This window comes from Microtetraspora malaysiensis (assembly GCF_001528665.1).
Classification (GTDB): domain Bacteria; phylum Actinomycetota; class Actinomycetes; order Streptosporangiales; family Streptosporangiaceae; genus Microtetraspora_A; species Microtetraspora_A malaysiensis.
In genome coordinates this window covers 1-16,454 of sequence record NZ_BBYJ01000011.1, presented here as the reverse complement: position 1 = coordinate 16,454, position 16,454 = coordinate 1, and the positions used below count along the sequence as shown (strand labels likewise).

Below are 16,454 nucleotides of genomic sequence, written 5' to 3'. Positions count from 1 at the left end.
CGCCGCTTGCTCGTCCCCGACGCACTGCCGCCAAACGCCTCCTCCCCACCGGGGCCGCGTCGGCGTCAGTTCGCAGTTCCTTGGATGCCCAGGGTGACGAGCAGGCGCCACACATCCGTGGACGGATCACGATGCAAGATCGGGCACTCAGGGGTGTGCCCCGAGCGTGACGCCCACGCCTGGGGAGACCACTGTTCGATGTCACGGCCGACCGGCTCCGTCCACGCACGCCCCGGGGTGCAGCGACCATGAGCGCAGGCGGCGACAAGACGTCGGGCATGGGTCACCGCGTTCCCCTCCCGCCCTCTCAAGGCATCGCGCCGAGCGCCCCCGAGGCCCTTGTCGTCTCTCTTGTCGTAGGTCCTGAAAGCGGTCGCGCCCTTGGCCTGCCGCAACTTCTCGATCACAAGCTTGCTGCTGCCGCTCTGCGCTCCTCCGAACGGCTGGAAGTGCAACAACAGCCAGAGATCGAACGACGGGTGTGAGAAGGCGAGCTCGACGCCCGACGCGGCCGCTGCCGCGACCGCCTGCGGGATGTCATCCCACTGGTCGCGGTCGAACAGCGCCCATGCCTCGTCCTCAGAGGCCGCTTCCTGTACTGCCGCGACCACCTCGGAAGGAGTCATCCCGTTCTTGCGATAGACGGGTTGGACCCGGAAAGGCCGTCTCAGCCCCCCGTCACCGTCTCCGAACTCCTCATTCAGATATCGGAGATAGTCCGGCTCCGTTGATTCGCCTTCGCAGGCGACATAGACCACGCGCGCCCCACGATGACGGGAGCCGGCCCGCGGTGTCAGGGGCCGCTCGTCCTCCATATGCCCGCGCCTTTTCCGCCGTGGCCGTTCCTGCCCCTTCCCCGCCTGTCTGCTCATGCCGTCGCCTTCGCCTCCTGCCAGGACAGCTCGCGGGCGATCTCTCCTGCGGTGACCCGCGGCACCCCACCGTAGCGACCCCGCAGATAGCCACGCTCGAGGTTCTCCTCCTTGCGCGGCTTGGCCTCCGTCAACGAGTACAACTCCGTCTCCCCGGAGCGTTTCTTCGCGGTGATCCGCACTTGGTCACGGCTCAGGGGACGGTCGAGTACCGCGCTGCCCAACAAGGTCGCATCGTGCGTGGTGAAGATCAGCTGCGCGCCACGTGGATTCGACGCGGAATCTTGAAAGACCCGCACGACCTCCGCGGCCAGCGTCGGGTGCAGGCTCGAGTCCAGCTCGTCCACGAGAAGGACGGCTCCCCTGTCAAGCACGGTGAGCATGGGTCCCAGGAAGGCGAACCAGGCGTGTGTGCCGAGTGACTCCTCGGTACGGAATTCCAGCGGTGTCTCCCCGCCATCCGGCGTGCGATGCCACAGCCTGATCTCGCCGGTCTCAGGGTCGGTGTCCAGGCGGGTGATCCCCAGGTCGGCCGATCGCATCAGTCGCACGATGCGTGGCCGGTAGGTCTCCGCTTGCCCCGGCTCCGCGAGAAGATGTCCGGTTTGTTCTACTCGGGCGCCGAGATCGCGTTCCGATGTCATCAGCCACAGATTGTCAAGGAACCAGCGGTGTATCGCCGACAACTGGGGATCGTTGAGTGTGGCTCCCACTGACAGGAACAGCGCGTTCGGACGGGTCAGCCTCACCAGGGACTCCCGCTCCCCCTTGAAGCCCTCGCCCCTGAAGATGAACTCTCCACCCTCCGAATCCGGGCGCCCCGCCTCCCGATCGAACCAGACATTCCGCCGCCCATGCGGATACGCATGAAGCCATTCCGCCTCCACCCGCTCGTCCGACAGTTCGAAGCCATACGTGTAGCGGACACGGTCCTGACCCAGCACGAGATCGACTTCGAACAGGCTCGTCTCCTCCCGGGACGCGGCGTCGAGCTTGAACGGCTGACGGGGAACCGTCCGCGGCTCCTTCGCCCAGTCCGCGAAGGAGTCCCGCACCGCTTCCCTCATCAGCCTGAACCCACCGAGCAGATTGGACTTGCCCGACGCGTTGGCCCCGAACACGCCCGCCACCGGCTGGACCAGAACATCCCGCCCACGATGCCGGAGGCCGGTCTCGCGGCCCGTTCCCTCGTCGAACTCGGTGGCGATCAGGGACAGCTCATGCTCGTCCCGGATGGAGCGGTGATTGGCCAGCCGGAAACGGATCAGCACGTGAACCTCCTACTGAAACACGGCCCTACACCCCGTCATCTTCATCCTCATGCGTAGAGCCCGCATAGAACAGCCTATGACCCCTCTCTTCTGGGAGCCAGAGGGCGGCGGCTCCAACAAATCCCGCGCGGATACACGGGCGCGGGGTCCTGCGGCGGCCGGGGGTGTGCGGCTAGCCTCGGGCGTACGGCGCCCTCGTCGCGGCGGCCGCCGATATGGGAGCGCCGCTCGCGGGGGGCACGGCCCCGGCCGCGGCCCGCGGATCGGCCGCGACACCCGCGTGGAGGAGGTCTCCCGTGCTGCTCAGCCGCCTGCGCGTTCCCGGCCGGGTGCCCGCGGAGTGGCCGTTCACGCTCCCCGCCGTACGGCACCTGGCCGGACGCGGCGTCCGGCTCACCGCCCCCGTGGCGTTCCTCGTCGGTGAGAACGGCTCGGGGAAGTCCACGATCGTCGAGGCGATCGCCGACGTGTGCGGCATCAACGCGCACGGCGGAAAGGCGGGCACGAAGTACGCCAGCCATGGCCCCGCCACCCCACTCGGCCGGGTCATCGACGCCGACCTGACCGCGGCCGGGCTGCGGCTGCTCCACGGCCCCCGGCTCCGGCGCCGGGCGTTCTTCTTCCGCGCCGAAACGCTGTTCACCCTCGGGCAGAACGTCTCCGGCCGGTACGGCTTCTGGGAGGACGACCTGACCGAGCAGTCGCACGGCGAGGGCTTCTTCACGGTCCTGGACCGGATGGTGTCCGGGCCGGGGCTGTACCTGATGGACGAGCCGGAGGCCGCGTTGTCGTTCACCTCGTGCCTGCGGCTGATCGGCCTCATGGACCAGGTGGCCCGCGACGGCGGCCAGATCATCTGCGCCACCCACTCGCCGGTCCTGGCCGGTCTGCCCGGGGCGCAGATCCTGGAGCTCGACGACGACGGCATCCGCACGGCCGAGTGGGAGGGGTTGCAGCTCGTCGACCACTGGCGCCGCTACCTGGCCAGGCCGGACTTCTACCTCCGGCACGTCCTGTCCGACCCGGCTGACTGAACCTCGCGCGGCCGTACGGCGATGGCGCGCAACGCGAACTCGCGCGCCTGCTCGTTGTGCGCGAACCGGCCGCCGGGCAGCAGGTCGATGGAGGCCTTCGGGTCCCACACGTACTCCGAGGCGGCGTCCTGGACGGCGCCGTTCGGGCAGAGCGGGGCCAGCTCCGGTGGCGGCTGGACGACCGCGCAGTCGGCGAAGGTCGTCGTGCGCGCCCACAGCGCCACCCCGTCGGCACCGCTCAGCGCGACCCGGCCGTGGACCGACCCGTACCAGGCGGCGTATCCGGCGAGCGGCGGCGGGCCGGGCGGGCGCCGGCATGGGCGCGCCGCGTAGTTCGGTGGGCATGGCGAATCCGATCGTCGGCGGAACCAGGGAAAGTCCGCGCGGCACGGGCGGCACGGCGAGACGGAGTGCGGACGCGAGCGTCCGCACTCCGGGGAGGCTGTCAGCGGCCCCGCGAGGGGCTCGTCAGCGAAGCGCGGGAGCGGTCAGCGGCTGTCGGGGCAGAAGGCATTCTTCGGCCGTGGCGTGGGGTTGGGCACCCGGTTGACCGCCATGAGCACCTCGCCCGGCGCGGTCAGCACCCCATCGTAGACGTACCAGTCGCGGGGAACCGGCCCCTTCACGCCGTACGCGGTGAACGTCGCCTTCAGGCCGCGCGCCCGGAGCATCGGCTCGACGTCGGCGACGGTCTTGTTGACGTAGTCCACGCAGTGGAGCGGCTCGCCCGGCACGTCGATCGGGGTCATCAGGCCGTAGCGCTCGCCCAGGCGAGTCGGCCGACCGAGGAAGACGGCCACCTGCTTCCGATACTTCACCGGGATGCGCAGGCCGATCGAGCAGAAGCTGAAAGGGTGGCGGCACTCGCCCGGCGCCTTGATGCGGGTGACGCCGCTCAAGGTGGGCGTGCCGTCGAGGACCAGGACCTCTCCCACCATGCTCGCCGAGACCGGGACGACCCGCAGCTCGATCTTCAGGCCTCGGATACGCAGCTCGCGCTCGTACATCGCGGGCTCGGCGAACATGTCCTTGACCGTGACGACGTACTGGTCGCCTTCGCGCTCGATGTCGAGCGCGGCGGAGGCGGGCGCGGAGCCGAGCCAGGCCGTGGCGGCCAGCAGGACGGCGATCGCCCCGGCCACCCCCGCCGGCCGGGGCCGTACCCCACCGCTCCAGATTCCACGGCTCCACACGAGACGCGGACGCCACCGGGACGACCGGGCGGCGACCGGAGGGGTCGAGGTGATCTCGTCGAGCAGCTCGCGGGCCAGCGGCGTCAGCCCCGGCCCGGGGTCGGGGGCGATCCGCTCGACGAGGCGGTCGATCCGGGCGTCGGTCATGCCTTCCTCCCCGCCAGCGCGAGGGCGCGCACGCCATATCGCGCGACGTCGACGCCCGCGCGGGACAGCTCCCGCGCCAGGCGCTTGCGGGCCCGATGCAGCCGGGAGCGGGCGGCGCCGGGCGAGCAGCCGAGGACGACGGCGGCCTCGTCGGAGGTCAGGCCCTCCCAGGTCACCAGCGCCAGCACCTCGCGGTCGTCCGCGTACAGCCGCCCGAAGGCCGCCCGGACCGCGTCGAGGTCGTCGTCGGGCGGGGCCGCGCTCTCGGCCCAGCCGGCGAGTTGCGCGCCCATCCGCTCGACCAGGGCGCTCCGGCGCGTCGCCGTCCTGCGGCCGTTGGCGAGCACGCGCCTGGCCACGCCGTACAGCCAGAGCCGCGCGGCGTGGCCGTCCGGGACGTCGGGCAACCGGCGCCACGCGGTGGCGAAGGTCTCGGCGAGCGCGTCGGCGGCGTCGTCGTGCGAGTCGACGCGCCGCCGGATGTAGGCGAGCAGGTCGGCGTAGCACGCCAGGTAGATCTCCTCGAAGCGCTGTCCCGCCTCTGGACCGCCCACTGTGCTCCCTCTCGCCAGGTGCTCCTTCACATCCGTACGTGTCCGGATGCCTGGGAGTGTTCCACCCAGATCTTGAAAAGAGCGGCGATTTCCGTTTCTTCGCCGGTAGACGGGCCGCGTCGGGCAGGGTGGCCCTCCAGTCGGCGGCGGGCTCGACCTGCGCGGCTCGGTCGCTTGGCGCTAGGACATGGTCGTCCCGCCTGAGACGTCGAGGCGGTGTCCGGTGATGTAGCGGCTGTCGTCAGAGGCCAGGAAGGCGACGGTATCGGCCACGTCGGCAGGCGTACCCAGCCGACCGACAGGCGTCTGGGACGACAGCCAGGCCAGGGCCTCGCCGACCAGGCGTCCTTGGTGCATGTCGGTGTCGATGACGCCGGGGGCCACGGTGTTGACCGTGATGCCGCGCGGCCCGAGTTGCTTGGCCAGGGCGGTGGTGAGGACGTCGAGTGCGGCCTTGGACATGGCGTAGTCGATCGCCCTGGGCATGGCCGCTCCCCGGGTCAGCATGGTGCCCACGGTGATGATCCGCCCGCCGTCGCGCAGTCGTGGCAGGGCGAGCTGGGTGATGAAGAACGGGGCGGTGGTGTTGACCGCGAACAGGCGCTCGAAGCCGTCCCGGGTGACGCCGTCGATCTCGCTCTGGCCGCCGAGGATGCCCGCGTTGTTGACCAGGATGTCCAGCCCGTCGGCGTGCGCGTCGAAGGCGGTCCACAGGGCTTCGGCGTCGCCGGGCGCGCCCAGCTCGGCCCGGACGGCGAAGGCCCGCCCGCCGGCCGCCTCGATGGCGGCGACGGTGTCCTTGGCGGCAACGTGGTTGCTGCCGTAGTGCACGGCGACCCGGGCGCCTTCGCGGGCCAGCCGGGTGGCGATCGCGCGGCCGATGCCCCGGCTCGCGCCGGTCACCAACGCCGTCTTTTCGGCCAATCTCCTCATGATCATGCCTTTCTGGTTCATGCGGTGTAGGGGGTGGCGGCCTTGGCGTCGCGCAGAACCCGCGCCCACCAGCTCACTTGGTCCAGCAGGGTCTTGGCGGCCGCGGCCGGGCCGGCGGGGTCCTTCGGCTGCCCGTTGCCGTCGAAGCACTCCCAGGCGCCATGAAAGCTGACGGTGTCGCGGGTGGTGACGGCGTGCAGCTCGGCGAATACCGCGCGCAGGTGCTCCACCGCCCGCAGCCCTCCGGAGATGCCGCCGTAGGACACGAACGCCACCGGCTTGGCATGAAACTGCTGGTTGTGCCAGTCGATCGCGTTCTTCAGCGCGGCCGGGTAGCTGTGGTTGTACTCGGGTGTCACCACCACGAACGCGTCCGCGGCCGCCAGCCGTGGCGTCAGCTCACCCAGCGCCTTCAGCACCGGCTCCGGCGCTGACATCGACGGAGCCGCCGCCCCGATCGGCACGTCGGCCAGATCAATCACATCAACGTCGAGGTCCGGGCGGGACGCGGCCTGGCCGGCGAACCAGGCGGCCACGGTGGGGCCGAGGCGGCCGTCGCGGATACTGCCGACGATGACGGCCAGCCGGAGCGGGTCATTGGTCACGGTGTTCTCCCTTCGTGGTGGCGGCCTGGCGCAGGGCCGCCAGCAGTGTGGTCTCGGTCGGGGATCCGGTGAGCGGGGGCAGGTTCTCGATGAGGAAGACCGGTACGCCGGTGACGCCGAGGCGGCGCACTTGCTCCAGCCGGGTACGCACCGCGGCGGCAGGCACAACGCCGGTGGTGACGCCGACCTCAGCGGCCAGCCGGGCAAGAGTGGCGGAGTCGCCGGTCCGCGGCCCGGACGAAGCGGGTGTAGCCGAGATAGGAGTGTGCGCAGATGACGTCCATCACGAGCTGGGCTTTCACGCTGTGCGGCATGGGTGCCTGCCTCACGCGGCCGCAGTGGCGGGCTCGGCCGACGGGGTCCGGTCGCGCAACGGGACCTCGCGGATGAACCAGGCCAGCGCGAAGGCGAGAACGCCCAGCGCGGCCGCGCCGAGGGCCATGGCGTGAATGCCGCGGGAGACGGCGAGGTGAACCGCCTCCCGCGCGGCGGGCGGGAGCTGGGTGAGCGCGCCGCGCGTCAGCTGGCCGGAGGCGATCCGGGCGCCGGTTGCCGCGCCGAGGCGGTCGATGAGGGTATCTCTCAGCCGGGCGGTGTACAGGGCGCCGAGCGCGGCCACGCCCAGCGAGGCGCCCATGGTGTGCCAGAGAGTGACCGATCCGCTGGCCGCCCCCATGTCGCGCGGCTCGGCGCTGTTGATGGTGATGATCGTGGTGGACTGCATCAGCAGGCCCACTCCGAGCCCGCCGATCAGCGTCAGCCCGGAGGCGAGCGGCAGGTTGGTGCCGGGCCGCAGCATGAGCAGCACGAGCATGCCGGCCGCCACGGTGGCGCCGCCGAGGATCGGGTAGATCCGGTAGCGGCCGGTGCGGCTGATGAGCCGGCCGGTGCCGATCAGCACGGCGACCATCCCGAGCATCGAGGGCAGGATCAGCAGGCCGCTGGCGACCGGCGAGACACCGTGGACCAGCTGCATGTACTGGGGCAGAAAGGTGGCCGCCACCACCATGCCGACGCCGCCCAGGAAGCGGATGACCTGGGCGAGGGTGAAGTTGCGGTCGGCGAACAGTCGCAGCGGGACGATCGGCTCGGCCGCGCGCCGTTCCACGAGGAGCAGGACGGCCAGCGCCGCCAGCCCGATCAGACCCAAGACGAGGATCGGAGCCGAGCCCCAGGCGTACTGGGTGCCGCCCCAGCTGGCGACCAGACTCAGCGCCACCAGCGCCACCGTCAGCAGCAGCGCCCCGAGATAGTCGATCCGCGCCCGGGTCCGGCGCCGCTCCAGCCGCACGGCGGCACCGATGAGCAGCAAGGCGGCCGCGCCGATGGGAAGGTTGACGAAGAACGCCCACCGCCAGCCCAGCTGCTCGGCGAACAGGCCACCGAGCAACGGCCCGGCGATGAAGGCGATCGGCATCATGACCCCGAACAGCCCCATGAGCCTGCCGCTGTGCCGGGGCGGCACCAGCTCGCCGATCAGCGCTAGAGCCCCGGTCATCAGGCCGCCCGCGCCCAACCCCTGCACCATCCGGAAGCCGACGAGCTGAATCATGTCCTGCGCGGCCCCCGACAGCCCGGACCCCAGCAGGAAGATCACGATCGCGGCCATGTACACCGTCTTGCGGCCGTACAGGTCGCCGAGTTTTCCCCAGATCGGCGTCGAGGCGGCCATGCAGATCAGATAGGCCGTCGCCACCCAGGAGAAGTACTCCAGACCGCCGAGATCTTTCATGATCGCCGGTAGCGCGGGTCCGAGCATCATGCCGTCCAGCGGGGCTGTGATCATGCCCAGCATCACGCCGGTCACGCCCATGCGAAGAGTTCGGTCCATGCGTCCTCCTATTCGCGTACTTCGTACGTGAATTGGACCATAGCTATTCAGGTACCATGTACGCAAATAAGGAGAGGGGACCCGGTGGCCGACGCGGAACCGACCAGCATTTGGATGCGACCGGAGCGGCAGGAACGCTCCGGGCCGGGGCGGCGCCCCGGCTACAGCCGCGAGCAGATCACCCGGACGGCCGTCCAGATCGCCGACGCCGAAGGAGTGGAGGCCGCCACCATGCGGCGGATCGCGGGCGAGCTGGGAACCGGTGCCATGTCGCTCTACCGCTACGTGCCCCGGCGCGACGACCTCTTCGACCTCATGATCGACCTGGCGATGGCCGAGGTCGAACTCCCCGGCGGCCCGTCCGGTGACTGGCGGGACGACCTGACGCTGCTGGCCCGGCAGCTCCGTGCCACGGGCCTACGCCATCCATGGCTGATCGCGCTGCTCACCAGCCGGCCGACACTGGGCCCCCACCTGCTGCGCGTGCACGAGTTCGCGCTGGGCGCCTTCGACGGGCTCGGGCTCCACATCGACGACATCACCGGCCTGGTCGCAATGCTGAACGACTATCTGCACAGTGCGGTCCGTCGCGAGATCAGCTGGCTGGAGGAGGCGCGCCGCACCGGCCTGGACTCCGAGCGCTGGAAGCGGGACTACATGGGACCGTACGTCCGCCAGGTCGTCGAATCCGGCACCTTCCCCCTGTTCAGCCGGTCGGTTCTCGACTCCCGCACCGCCCATCTCACCCCCGAGGAGCGTTTCCGGCAGGGGCTCGACCGCATCCTCGACGCCATCGCCGCGCTCATCCCATCGCTTCGTCCTCGTTGAGCTGGAAGGCAGTGAAGCTCCCGGGAAGGAGCAGCGGGATGTGCACGAGCGGACCGAGAGCATTGGGCCGCTCCCCCGGAGCGGTCACGGAACGGGGAACACCGGGCCGCCGCCGAACGCGGCCCGGTGTGAGGCCGGGACCCGGCCGTCCCGCTCGGTCACGCCGTACTCGGCCGCCGTCTCCGCCGAGATGAGTGTCTGCCCGCTGCGGGCGCGCACCTTCGGGTCGGCGGCGAGCGCGGCGATCACCCGCCCCTCGAACTCGGGGGTCTCCGCCTCGGCGATCGGGAACCCGGCGATGGTCTCGACACCCTTCGCCAGGACCCGCTCGGTCCGCACGAGGCCGAGCCACAGCGAGAGGACCGTGACCTCGTGACCCGCCAGCTCCACCGCCATGTCGGCGGTCATCTTGTCGATCGCCGCCTTGGACATGCCGTACAGCACCGAGTGCAGGTGGCGGCGGGTGCCGAAGGACGAGATGTTCACGATCAGCCCGCTGCCGCGCCGTACCATCCGGGCGGTCGCGGCCACGCTCGCCACGTAGTGGGCGCGCAGCCCCACCGTGATGAGGCTGTCCCAGTCGCTGAGCGGGCGCCGCCAGAACGGCTCGGCGGCGCGGTCGTAGGCCGGCCCGGCCCAGACGTTGTTGACGAGGAGGTCGATCCGGCCCCGCTCCGCGTCCACCCGGTCGAAGAGGGCGGCGATCTGCGCGTCGTCGCGGTGATCGCAGGCCACCGCGACGCCGGCGCCGCCCCGGGACGTCACCTCGTCGGCCGAGCGTCGCAGACGGTCGTTCTCCTCGATCGGGCCGCGGCCGGTGACGTACACCGTCCAGCCCTCGTCGCCGAGGGCGAGGGCGACGCCCTTGCCGACGCCGCGGCTCGCGCCGGTGACGACGGCGACCTTCCCCGCGCCCGGCCCGCTGCCCGTGCCCATCTCAGAAATCCTCCGTGACGACGGTGCCCTCGGGGAGCGGCCGGGTGATCGACCAGAGCTCCCGCGCGTGGCACTTCGACTTCTTCCACCGGCCGTCCTCGACGACGTACGCGTCGTCGTACTCCACGGTGGCGATCTTCTCGGTGTTGTCGGCCAGGTTGACCTGGCGGAAGCGCAGCGTCCACCGGCCGACGGCCTCGGTCTCCGAGACCAGCGTGATGTCGGGGTGGATGCCGTGGTGCATGTCGAGGATCACGTGCCTGCCGTGCACCGTGCGGAGCGCGATCTTCTCGAAGGTCGCCACCAGCCCCGCCGCGTCGTCGTAGTCGCCCATCCGGCCGAACCGGATGGACGCGCCCTCGCGGACGAAGCAGTCCCGGAACGCCTCCGGATCCTTCGAGTCGCAGGCGCGCCAGTACCGGTACTTGAGCGCCATGATCGCCGCGATCCGTTCCTGGTCCGCGACGCGTTCCTCCAGCGTCCGCCGCGTCGCGCTCATCGGCCCGTCACGCCTCCCCCGCCGCCGCGCGCCCGGCCCGGCGGCCGAAGAACGTGCCGTCGCCGAGCGAGGTGCCGCTGATGTAGCCCTCGCCGTGGATGCCGGAACTGGCCCGGCCCGCCGCGTACAGGCCGGGGATCGGGCGGCCCGACTGGTCGAGTACGGCGCCGTCCACGGCGGTGTGCAGGCCGCCGAGGGTGAAGCCGGCCGCGCCGGTGCCCCGGACGGCGGTGTCCCCGTCGCCGGGGACGAACCCGAGCCGCGGATCGATCGCGGCGAAGGGCGCCCTCAGCGGCCGGAGCCACTTGGCGTCCTTGTGGAAGTAGGGGTCCTCGCCGCGCTCGGCGTGCCGGTTGTAGACGCCGATCGTGGTCTCCAGCGCGCCGGCGGGCATCCCGAGCGTCTCCTCCAACTCGGCGAGGGTCTCCGCGGCGATCTCGGGACGTACGCCCCACCGGTCGCGCTCGGGGATGTCCTCGTACCCCTCCTCGTCGATGATCACCCAGTACGGTCCGGGCTGGTGCCGGACCGCGGCGACGCTGAACAGCCCCGGGTACACGTCCTCGTTGACGAACCGCCGGCCGATCCCGTTGACGAGCATCCCCCGGGTGACCATCGCGGGCAGGGCGGTCAGCGCGATCTCCGCCTCCGCCATGCGGCGGGTGGCCGCGCCGAGCGCCGCCGCCATGCGGATGCCGCCGCCGTCGTCGAGCCCGGCGCTGACCTTCCCGTGCCCGAGAAGCACCGGCGCGTGCTGCCGGAGCATCTCCTCGGAGTCGACGAAGCCGCCGGTCGTGAGCACGACGCCCTTGCGCGCGCGGTAGGTCACGGTCTCGCCGTACCGGCGGGCGGTCACGCCGACGACACGTCCCTCGTCGCCGACCACCAGGGCGGTGGCGACGGTGTCGGTGTGGCAGGCCGCGCCCGCGCCCTTCGCCGCCTCGACCAGCTTCTCCATGATCAGCCAACCGCCGAAGCCCTCGGTGGCGGGCCGGTGGCCGCGCGGCACCGGCCGGGCGATCGTGTTGTACGGCCAGGCGTTCTCGCCCAGCCACATCAGCCCGTCCGCGGTCAGCGGCATCCAGGACGGGGCGTCGAACAGCGACTCGTTGAAAGTGACGCCACGCGCGAGGAACCACTCGAAATGCTCGACGCTGCCGTCGCAGTACGGCCGCAGCTTCTCCTCGTCGGCGTGCGGGCCGAGGGCCGCCGCGAGGTAGGCGAACATGTTGTCCGCGTCGTCCTCGAAACCGCACGCCTTCTGCACGCTCGTTCCGCCGCCGAGATACAACTCGCCGCCGGACAGCGCGGACGAGCCGCCCGGCCCGCTCGCGCGTTCCAGCACGAGGACGTCGGCGCCCGCCGCGGCGGCCTCGAAGGCGGCGGAGGCGCCGGCGCAGCCGAACCCGACGACGAGTACCTCGCATTCATGGTCGAACCGGGCGACGGACGACGCCTTGACCGGTTCGACCGGGGGGAGGGATCCCATCGGCCGCCTCTCAGGAACGCGGGATGAAGGCGGCGAGCGGCTCGGAGCCGGACCAGTCGTGCCCCCAGTAGCTGTCGGCGGTGATCTCCTCGGCGGTGTAGTACGTCTCGTCCACGAGCATCCCGTCGCAGCCGTACTCGATGTCCCAGCCTCCGGGGGCGCGGACGTAGAACGACACCATCTTGTCGTTCGTGTGCCGGCCCAGCGTGGACGAGATGGAGAAGCCCAGCTTGCGTACCTTGTCCAGGGCCCTTCCGACCGCGTCGAGGGTGTCGACCTCGACCATGAGGTGGATCAGGCCGGGCTCCTCGCCGTGCGGCGCGGGGCAGACGGCGAGGCTGTGGTGACGCTGGTTGACGCCCATGAAGCGGATGCGCATCACCGGCACGCCGCCCTGGCCGCCGCCGACCTTCATGGCGCCGCGCGGCAGGAAGCCGAGCACCTCCGTGTAGAAGGAGAAGGTCTCCTGCATCGCGGTGGTCGGCAGGACCGCGTGGCCCATCCCCTGCGGGCCGGTGACGAACCGCTGGCCCAGCCCGGTGATCACCGGGCTGTGGTCGAGCACGGGGCCGAAGAAGACCTCGACCGGCGTACCGGCCGGGTCCTCGAAGGCGATGACCTGCTCGGCGGCCCGCTCGGCGGCCTCCGCCTCCGACAGCACCTTGACGGCGACACCCGCGGCCTCCACCGCGCGTCCGACGGCGGCGAGCGCGAACTGGTCGCGCACCTCCCAGCCGACGGCGAGCACCCGGTCGGACTCGCCGGGCAGCACGATCAGCCGCGCCCGGCGCTCGTCCATCCGCAGATACAGGCCGTCGGGGTCGGGCCCGCTCCCCTCGGCGAACCCGAGGCCGTCGATCACCAGCTCGCGCCAGCGCGTGATGTCCCGTGTCTGGACCTTGAGGTAGCCCAGCCCTCGGATCTGCGTCACAGTCCTCAATCCCATCTGCCGGTGCCCCGCTGGGGCGTGGTAGTTCTCCGGTCCGCGCGGGACGCTCTTCTCTGCCCCCAAGGTGACAGAGCCGTCGTACGAAAGCCCCCGGCCTCCCGCTCAGTGAGATCCCCCGCCGACGCGACGGACGGGCCCCACGATGCGGGGGAAAGCCGCCCGCGACCGGGGACGAGGTGCGCAACTCGACGGCGCCGGCCACCCGGCCCCCGCGAACGGCACCCCCGAAAGGCCGTCCGACGGCGCTGGCCACCGGAACGAGCCGGCATCGGCTGCGCGACCTCGCTGGCCCCGGCCCGCACCGGCTCCGACGTCGCGTTCACGACCCGCACGAGGTCCCGTTCGCGACGCGCACAACGCCACCACGTTCACAACGCGCGTGGAGGAGGAGGGCCAGGAGGTGCTCCCATCCCGCTTCAGCGGCGAAGTGCGGGCGGAGATCCCGGTGCCGTACGTCCTGGCCACGACCCGGAAGCGGGTCGAGGCCTTCGGCATACGGACGCCCGGGGCGGACGGACAGTTGGGCCGGGCGAGGGCCTCCGCCAAGCATGCCGAGTTCACGCCTCGGGCGACAACCTCCACCCCTCGGATGGGAAGCTGACGATCTCCCCCTTCGGACGGGAAGCTGACGACGGCCCTTCGGGCAGGAGGCTACAGCTCGGGCGGGAGAGCGAGCAGCACCGGCCAGTCGTCCTCACAGGTCAGCACCTCGTCGAGCGTGCGCTCCGGACTTGCGACGAACACGGCGGTTGCGGGTGCCGCACGCGCGTACAGATCCGGGTCCACCGCCCCCTCCGCGCGTAGCACCAGTGCCGCCTCGGGGTCTATCGCCGACCGGCCGGGGAATTCCGCCGAGTCCACACCTATCTGCCCCAGCGCAAACGGGTACACGGCGATATCGACCACCAGGCGGTTGTCGTCGAGTGTGTGCTCGGCCCAGCCGTCCGTCCGCAGTAGGAAGAACACGCCGTTCCCCTCATAGCAGTAGTCGCCGAGCCGGGCGACGGCGTGCTCACCCCGTGTGCCATCGGGGTCGACGACGAGCGTCACGACGGGCACGTCCGGCTCGTCCGGGTTGACGCCAGGACAGATACAGAGCCGGGCCACGGCAGCCTCCGATGAGGGCGGCAAATGCGGATGCGAAGGGCACCAGTAGAGCACGATCGACGATCGTCCCGACGGATGAACCTGGGCAAACCCGCACGAACCCGCGCGACTCCACAAACCCATGCGCCCGCGCACCCGCGAACCCGTGCGCTCCCGAGCACACCCGTGCGACCTGCGAGCGTCCGCGTCGCCTTTGCCTGCCCGTCTTGCCCGAGGATGGGCAAGAGCAGCGTGGACGGGATCACCCTCTATCCACGCGGCGCCTGGAGCGGGGGCGAGCGGAGCTCCGTGAGTGCTTGGCGGATGACGTCGTCGGCGTCGGCGGCTTTCAAAGACTCCAACAGGTCGAGCAGGGCAGACTGGTCCAGAGCCATCGTGTGGTGTCCTTCGCGAGAACCTTTGGTCGGGAACTCGCTGACCTATCGCGATGGCTCGTCCCATATCCGGGACTTGCGTTATCAGCTTGGAGTTACACCACCCGAGGGGACGTGCCCCTTCCACGTACTGGGATTCCACGCGCCAGAGCTGCACGCGTCGGATGTCAGCGTGCCGGAGCTCCGCCCGCGTCGGCCCCGGGCCGCCCCAGACAATGCGCGAACAGGCAAAAGCCCAGCGCAGCGATCGATCACCAGTGATTAGGCCCCGCCCACCTGACGGCCCGACAACATGCCGAACTGTGCGTGCCAGAAATCCACGTGCCGGCGCTTCACGCGCCGGACATCGGCGGACAAGCCATGCTCCAGGCACTCATCGAAGCCGAGGCCACTGCGCGGATCGGCGCCGCACCCCACCAACGCACCGAAGCACGAACCACGAACCGCAACGGCTACCGCGACCTGGTCAAAGCCCTCGGCGCCGAGTCCGGGATCAGCGAGGTCTCCCGAGGCTGGCCCACGTGAGGGGCCTGATCATCGGGTGGCCGCCGCGATCAACCTCGCCGATCACGGCTCGCGGCTTGCCGTTCGCGGATCACCGACCGCGGATCACTGACCGCCGGTCACGGATGGCTGTTCAGTGGTGGTTGGTCACTGTCTGTCGGTCCAGCGTCGGGGGCGGAGCTTGGAGTACCGGTGGAACCGCATCGAGACGGTCCCGTCCCCTTGATCGATCACTTCTACCCGGTCGGGGTGGCGGGACTTCCATTTGTTGTCCGCTGCACACAACGGCGCCAGGTTGTCCAAGTTCGTGCGGCCGGTCGGGTACCAGGGTTCGATGTGGTCGATCTCGGCCAGGTAGGCGGGGACGTCACACCCTTCGCGGCAGCAGCTCCGGTACATGGCCAGGATCGCTTCCCGCTGGTCGGCTGAGGCCAACCGGCGTGCCCGTCCGAAGTCCTTCATGATGCCGTCCGAGTCGCGGAGCACCCTGCGGAGTTCGGCGGTGTAGGCCATCCTGCGCGCGTCCTGGGCGGGGATCGGGGTGCCGTCCTCCAGAAAGGCCGGCTCCTCCGATTGGCCGGTCAGGGTCTGCTCGGTCACCGTCACGTGCATTACGGTGCGCCTGCCGCCCTGCGATAGGCGGATGGCGAGGGCGTCGGCCATGCGGCGGGGGCGGCTGCGCAGGTCGGTGCTGTCGGTTTTGACCGCCAAAGGCTCCAGCCAGGTTTTCAGCTGCATCTTCAGTTCTGGGTCGAGCAGCCCGCTGACGCGGCCCATCCCATCGGTGGTGTCGGAGATCGTCAGGTGCTGGCGTTCGGTCTTGGCCGCCGCCCGCGCCAGCCTCCCGCCCGGGTCGATCGTCTCGATGATGGTCTGACCGGCGCGGGCCACGTCCTCCACCGTCGACGCCGACGCTTGTGCCAACTCCACCAGGATCGGCTCGGCCAGTTCGGTTTCGGCGTCGTCCAGATGCCGGGTGGCGGACGCGATCGTCGCCGCATACCCGAACGACAGGCGGCCCGAGGTGAACAGACCGGCGGTGTGCGGCAGGCGCGGGAGTTGCCGGGAGAGTGTGACGCGTTCTCCGGCACGGGCGGTGCGTGACCCGGTAGCTGCCGCCAGCCACGCTCCGATCGACCGCCGCCCGAACAGATGGTGGCCTTTACCCGCTTCGGCTATCGGGAGGCGAGCGGCGATCGCGGCTTCGGCCAGATCGATCGCCCGCGCCAGGGCGACGATCTCCGCCATCGCCACCTCAACCTCGATCCCAGCGCCGGTCTCGGTCTCGGCTCCAGCCCCGGTCTTGGTCTCGCCCGGCACCTTCCCCC

Annotated in this window: 18 protein-coding genes and 1 pseudogene; 3 read left to right on the top strand and 16 right to left on the bottom strand. The window is 70.7% G+C overall.

What is annotated here, in order from left to right; genetic code table 11:
* Nucleotides 1-65: 65 nt before the first annotated feature.
* Entirely contained in the window at nt 66-815 is a 750-nt protein-coding gene (locus AWQ71_RS15135) for an RloB family protein (protein WP_067133241.1), read from the bottom strand.
* Nucleotides 816-868: 53 nt separating this feature from the next.
* On the bottom strand, nt 869-2,143 hold the full coding sequence (locus AWQ71_RS15130) for an AAA family ATPase (protein WP_067133238.1): 1,275 nt from the start codon (nt 2,141-2,143) through the stop codon (nt 869-871).
* 296 nt (nt 2,144-2,439) lie between these two features.
* Here AWQ71_RS15130 and AWQ71_RS15125 point away from each other — a divergent pair, with 296 nt between their 5' ends.
* Nucleotides 2,440-3,177, top strand: a complete 738-nt coding sequence (locus tag AWQ71_RS15125) for an AAA family ATPase (RefSeq protein ID WP_067133235.1) — start codon at nt 2,440-2,442, stop codon at nt 3,175-3,177.
* On the opposite strand, the gene AWQ71_RS15120 is transcribed toward AWQ71_RS15125, so the two are convergent.
* The 7 genes from AWQ71_RS15120 to AWQ71_RS15095 form a co-directional block, all read right to left on the bottom strand.
* Nucleotides 3,141-3,401 (bottom strand): hypothetical protein, encoded by a 261-nt coding sequence (locus AWQ71_RS15120; RefSeq protein ID WP_067133232.1) that lies wholly within the window; start codon nt 3,399-3,401, stop codon nt 3,141-3,143. The two genes, AWQ71_RS15125 and AWQ71_RS15120, sit on opposite strands and share 37 nt — an antisense overlap.
* Nucleotides 3,402-3,665: 264 nt before the next feature.
* The gene (locus AWQ71_RS15115; protein WP_067133229.1) at nt 3,666-4,517 is read right to left on the bottom strand and encodes a hypothetical protein; all 852 of its coding nucleotides are present in this window, start codon (nt 4,515-4,517) and stop codon (nt 3,666-3,668) included.
* Nucleotides 4,514-5,071: an RNA polymerase sigma factor gene (locus AWQ71_RS15110; RefSeq protein ID WP_067133226.1), complete on the bottom strand. Its 558-nt coding sequence runs from the start codon at nt 5,069-5,071 to the stop codon at nt 4,514-4,516. Before AWQ71_RS15110 ends, AWQ71_RS15115 begins: the two co-directional genes overlap by 4 nt.
* A 180-nt stretch (nt 5,072-5,251) precedes the next feature.
* Complete coding sequence (locus AWQ71_RS15105) at nt 5,252-6,004, bottom strand: SDR family NAD(P)-dependent oxidoreductase (RefSeq protein WP_067133803.1); 753 nt, start codon at nt 6,002-6,004, stop codon at nt 5,252-5,254.
* Nucleotides 6,005-6,021: 17 nt separating this feature from the next.
* On the bottom strand, nt 6,022-6,609 hold the full coding sequence (locus AWQ71_RS15100; RefSeq protein ID WP_067133223.1) for an NADPH-dependent FMN reductase: 588 nt from the start codon (nt 6,607-6,609) through the stop codon (nt 6,022-6,024).
* A complete protein-coding gene (locus AWQ71_RS41620; RefSeq protein ID WP_157570362.1) occupies nt 6,599-6,775 on the bottom strand; it encodes a hypothetical protein in 177 nt (58 codons plus the stop codon). The genes AWQ71_RS15100 and AWQ71_RS41620 overlap by 11 nt, the downstream gene beginning before the upstream one ends.
* Nucleotides 6,776-6,934: 159 nt before the next feature.
* Nucleotides 6,935-8,440 carry an MDR family MFS transporter gene (locus AWQ71_RS15095; protein WP_067133220.1) on the bottom strand — a complete coding sequence of 502 codons (1,506 nt, stop codon included), beginning with the start codon at nt 8,438-8,440 and terminating at the stop codon, nt 6,935-6,937.
* Between the two features lie 84 nt (nt 8,441-8,524).
* Between AWQ71_RS15095 and AWQ71_RS15090 the strand changes: the two genes are divergently transcribed.
* A complete protein-coding gene (locus tag AWQ71_RS15090; RefSeq protein ID WP_067133217.1) occupies nt 8,525-9,268 on the top strand; it encodes a TetR/AcrR family transcriptional regulator in 744 nt (247 codons plus the stop codon).
* An 84-nt stretch (nt 9,269-9,352) separates the two neighbouring features.
* Here the strand turns inward: AWQ71_RS15090 and AWQ71_RS15085 are convergent, their stop codons facing one another.
* From AWQ71_RS15085 to AWQ71_RS44395, 6 genes are all read right to left on the bottom strand, one after another.
* Complete coding sequence (locus tag AWQ71_RS15085; protein WP_067133214.1) at nt 9,353-10,204, bottom strand: SDR family NAD(P)-dependent oxidoreductase; 852 nt, start codon at nt 10,202-10,204, stop codon at nt 9,353-9,355.
* Between the two features lies 1 nt (nt 10,205).
* Nucleotides 10,206-10,703, bottom strand: coding sequence for a nuclear transport factor 2 family protein (locus tag AWQ71_RS15080; RefSeq protein ID WP_067133212.1), 498 nt, complete (start codon nt 10,701-10,703; stop codon nt 10,206-10,208).
* Between the two features lie 7 nt (nt 10,704-10,710).
* The gene (locus AWQ71_RS15075; RefSeq protein WP_067133209.1) at nt 10,711-12,192 is read right to left on the bottom strand and encodes an FAD-dependent oxidoreductase; all 1,482 of its coding nucleotides are present in this window, start codon (nt 12,190-12,192) and stop codon (nt 10,711-10,713) included.
* A gap of 10 nt (nt 12,193-12,202) precedes the next feature.
* A complete protein-coding gene (locus AWQ71_RS15070) occupies nt 12,203-13,123 on the bottom strand; it encodes a VOC family protein (RefSeq protein ID WP_067133206.1) in 921 nt (306 codons plus the stop codon).
* Nucleotides 13,124-13,792: 669 nt separating this feature from the next.
* Nucleotides 13,793-14,248, bottom strand: a complete 456-nt coding sequence (locus AWQ71_RS15060) for a hypothetical protein (protein ID WP_067133201.1) — start codon at nt 14,246-14,248, stop codon at nt 13,793-13,795.
* A 248-nt stretch (nt 14,249-14,496) separates the two neighbouring features.
* Complete coding sequence (locus tag AWQ71_RS44395) at nt 14,497-14,622, bottom strand: hypothetical protein (protein ID WP_281196193.1); 126 nt, start codon at nt 14,620-14,622, stop codon at nt 14,497-14,499.
* 354 nt (nt 14,623-14,976) lie between these two features.
* Between AWQ71_RS44395 and AWQ71_RS43820 the strand changes: the two are divergent.
* A pseudogene (locus AWQ71_RS43820) lies at nt 14,977-15,105 on the top strand (transposase); the annotation flags it as partial.
* A gap of 168 nt (nt 15,106-15,273) precedes the next feature.
* Here the strand turns inward: AWQ71_RS43820 and AWQ71_RS15055 are convergent.
* Nucleotides 15,274-16,454: HNH endonuclease signature motif containing protein (locus AWQ71_RS15055; protein ID WP_067133198.1), on the bottom strand; the 1,181-nt coding region annotated here is incomplete at its 5' end.

Coding starts and splice junctions, on each gene's coding strand:
- AWQ71_RS44395 (WP_281196193.1), bottom strand. CDS start 14,622: ATGGCTCTGGACCAGTCTGCCCTGCTCGACCTGTTGGAGTCTTTGAAA.
- AWQ71_RS15085 (WP_067133214.1), bottom strand. CDS start 10,204: ATGGGCACGGGCAGCGGGCCGGGCGCGGGGAAGGTCGCCGTCGTCACC.
- AWQ71_RS15115 (WP_067133229.1), bottom strand. CDS start 4,517: ATGACCGACGCCCGGATCGACCGCCTCGTCGAGCGGATCGCCCCCGAC.
- AWQ71_RS15135 (WP_067133241.1), bottom strand. CDS start 815: ATGGAGGACGAGCGGCCCCTGACACCGCGGGCCGGCTCCCGTCATCGT.
- AWQ71_RS15075 (WP_067133209.1), bottom strand. CDS start 12,192: ATGGGATCCCTCCCCCCGGTCGAACCGGTCAAGGCGTCGTCCGTCGCC.
- AWQ71_RS15095 (WP_067133220.1), bottom strand. CDS start 8,440: ATGGACCGAACTCTTCGCATGGGCGTGACCGGCGTGATGCTGGGCATG.
- AWQ71_RS15105 (WP_067133803.1), bottom strand. CDS start 6,004: ATGAGGAGATTGGCCGAAAAGACGGCGTTGGTGACCGGCGCGAGCCGG.
- AWQ71_RS15080 (WP_067133212.1), bottom strand. CDS start 10,703: ATGAGCGCGACGCGGCGGACGCTGGAGGAACGCGTCGCGGACCAGGAA.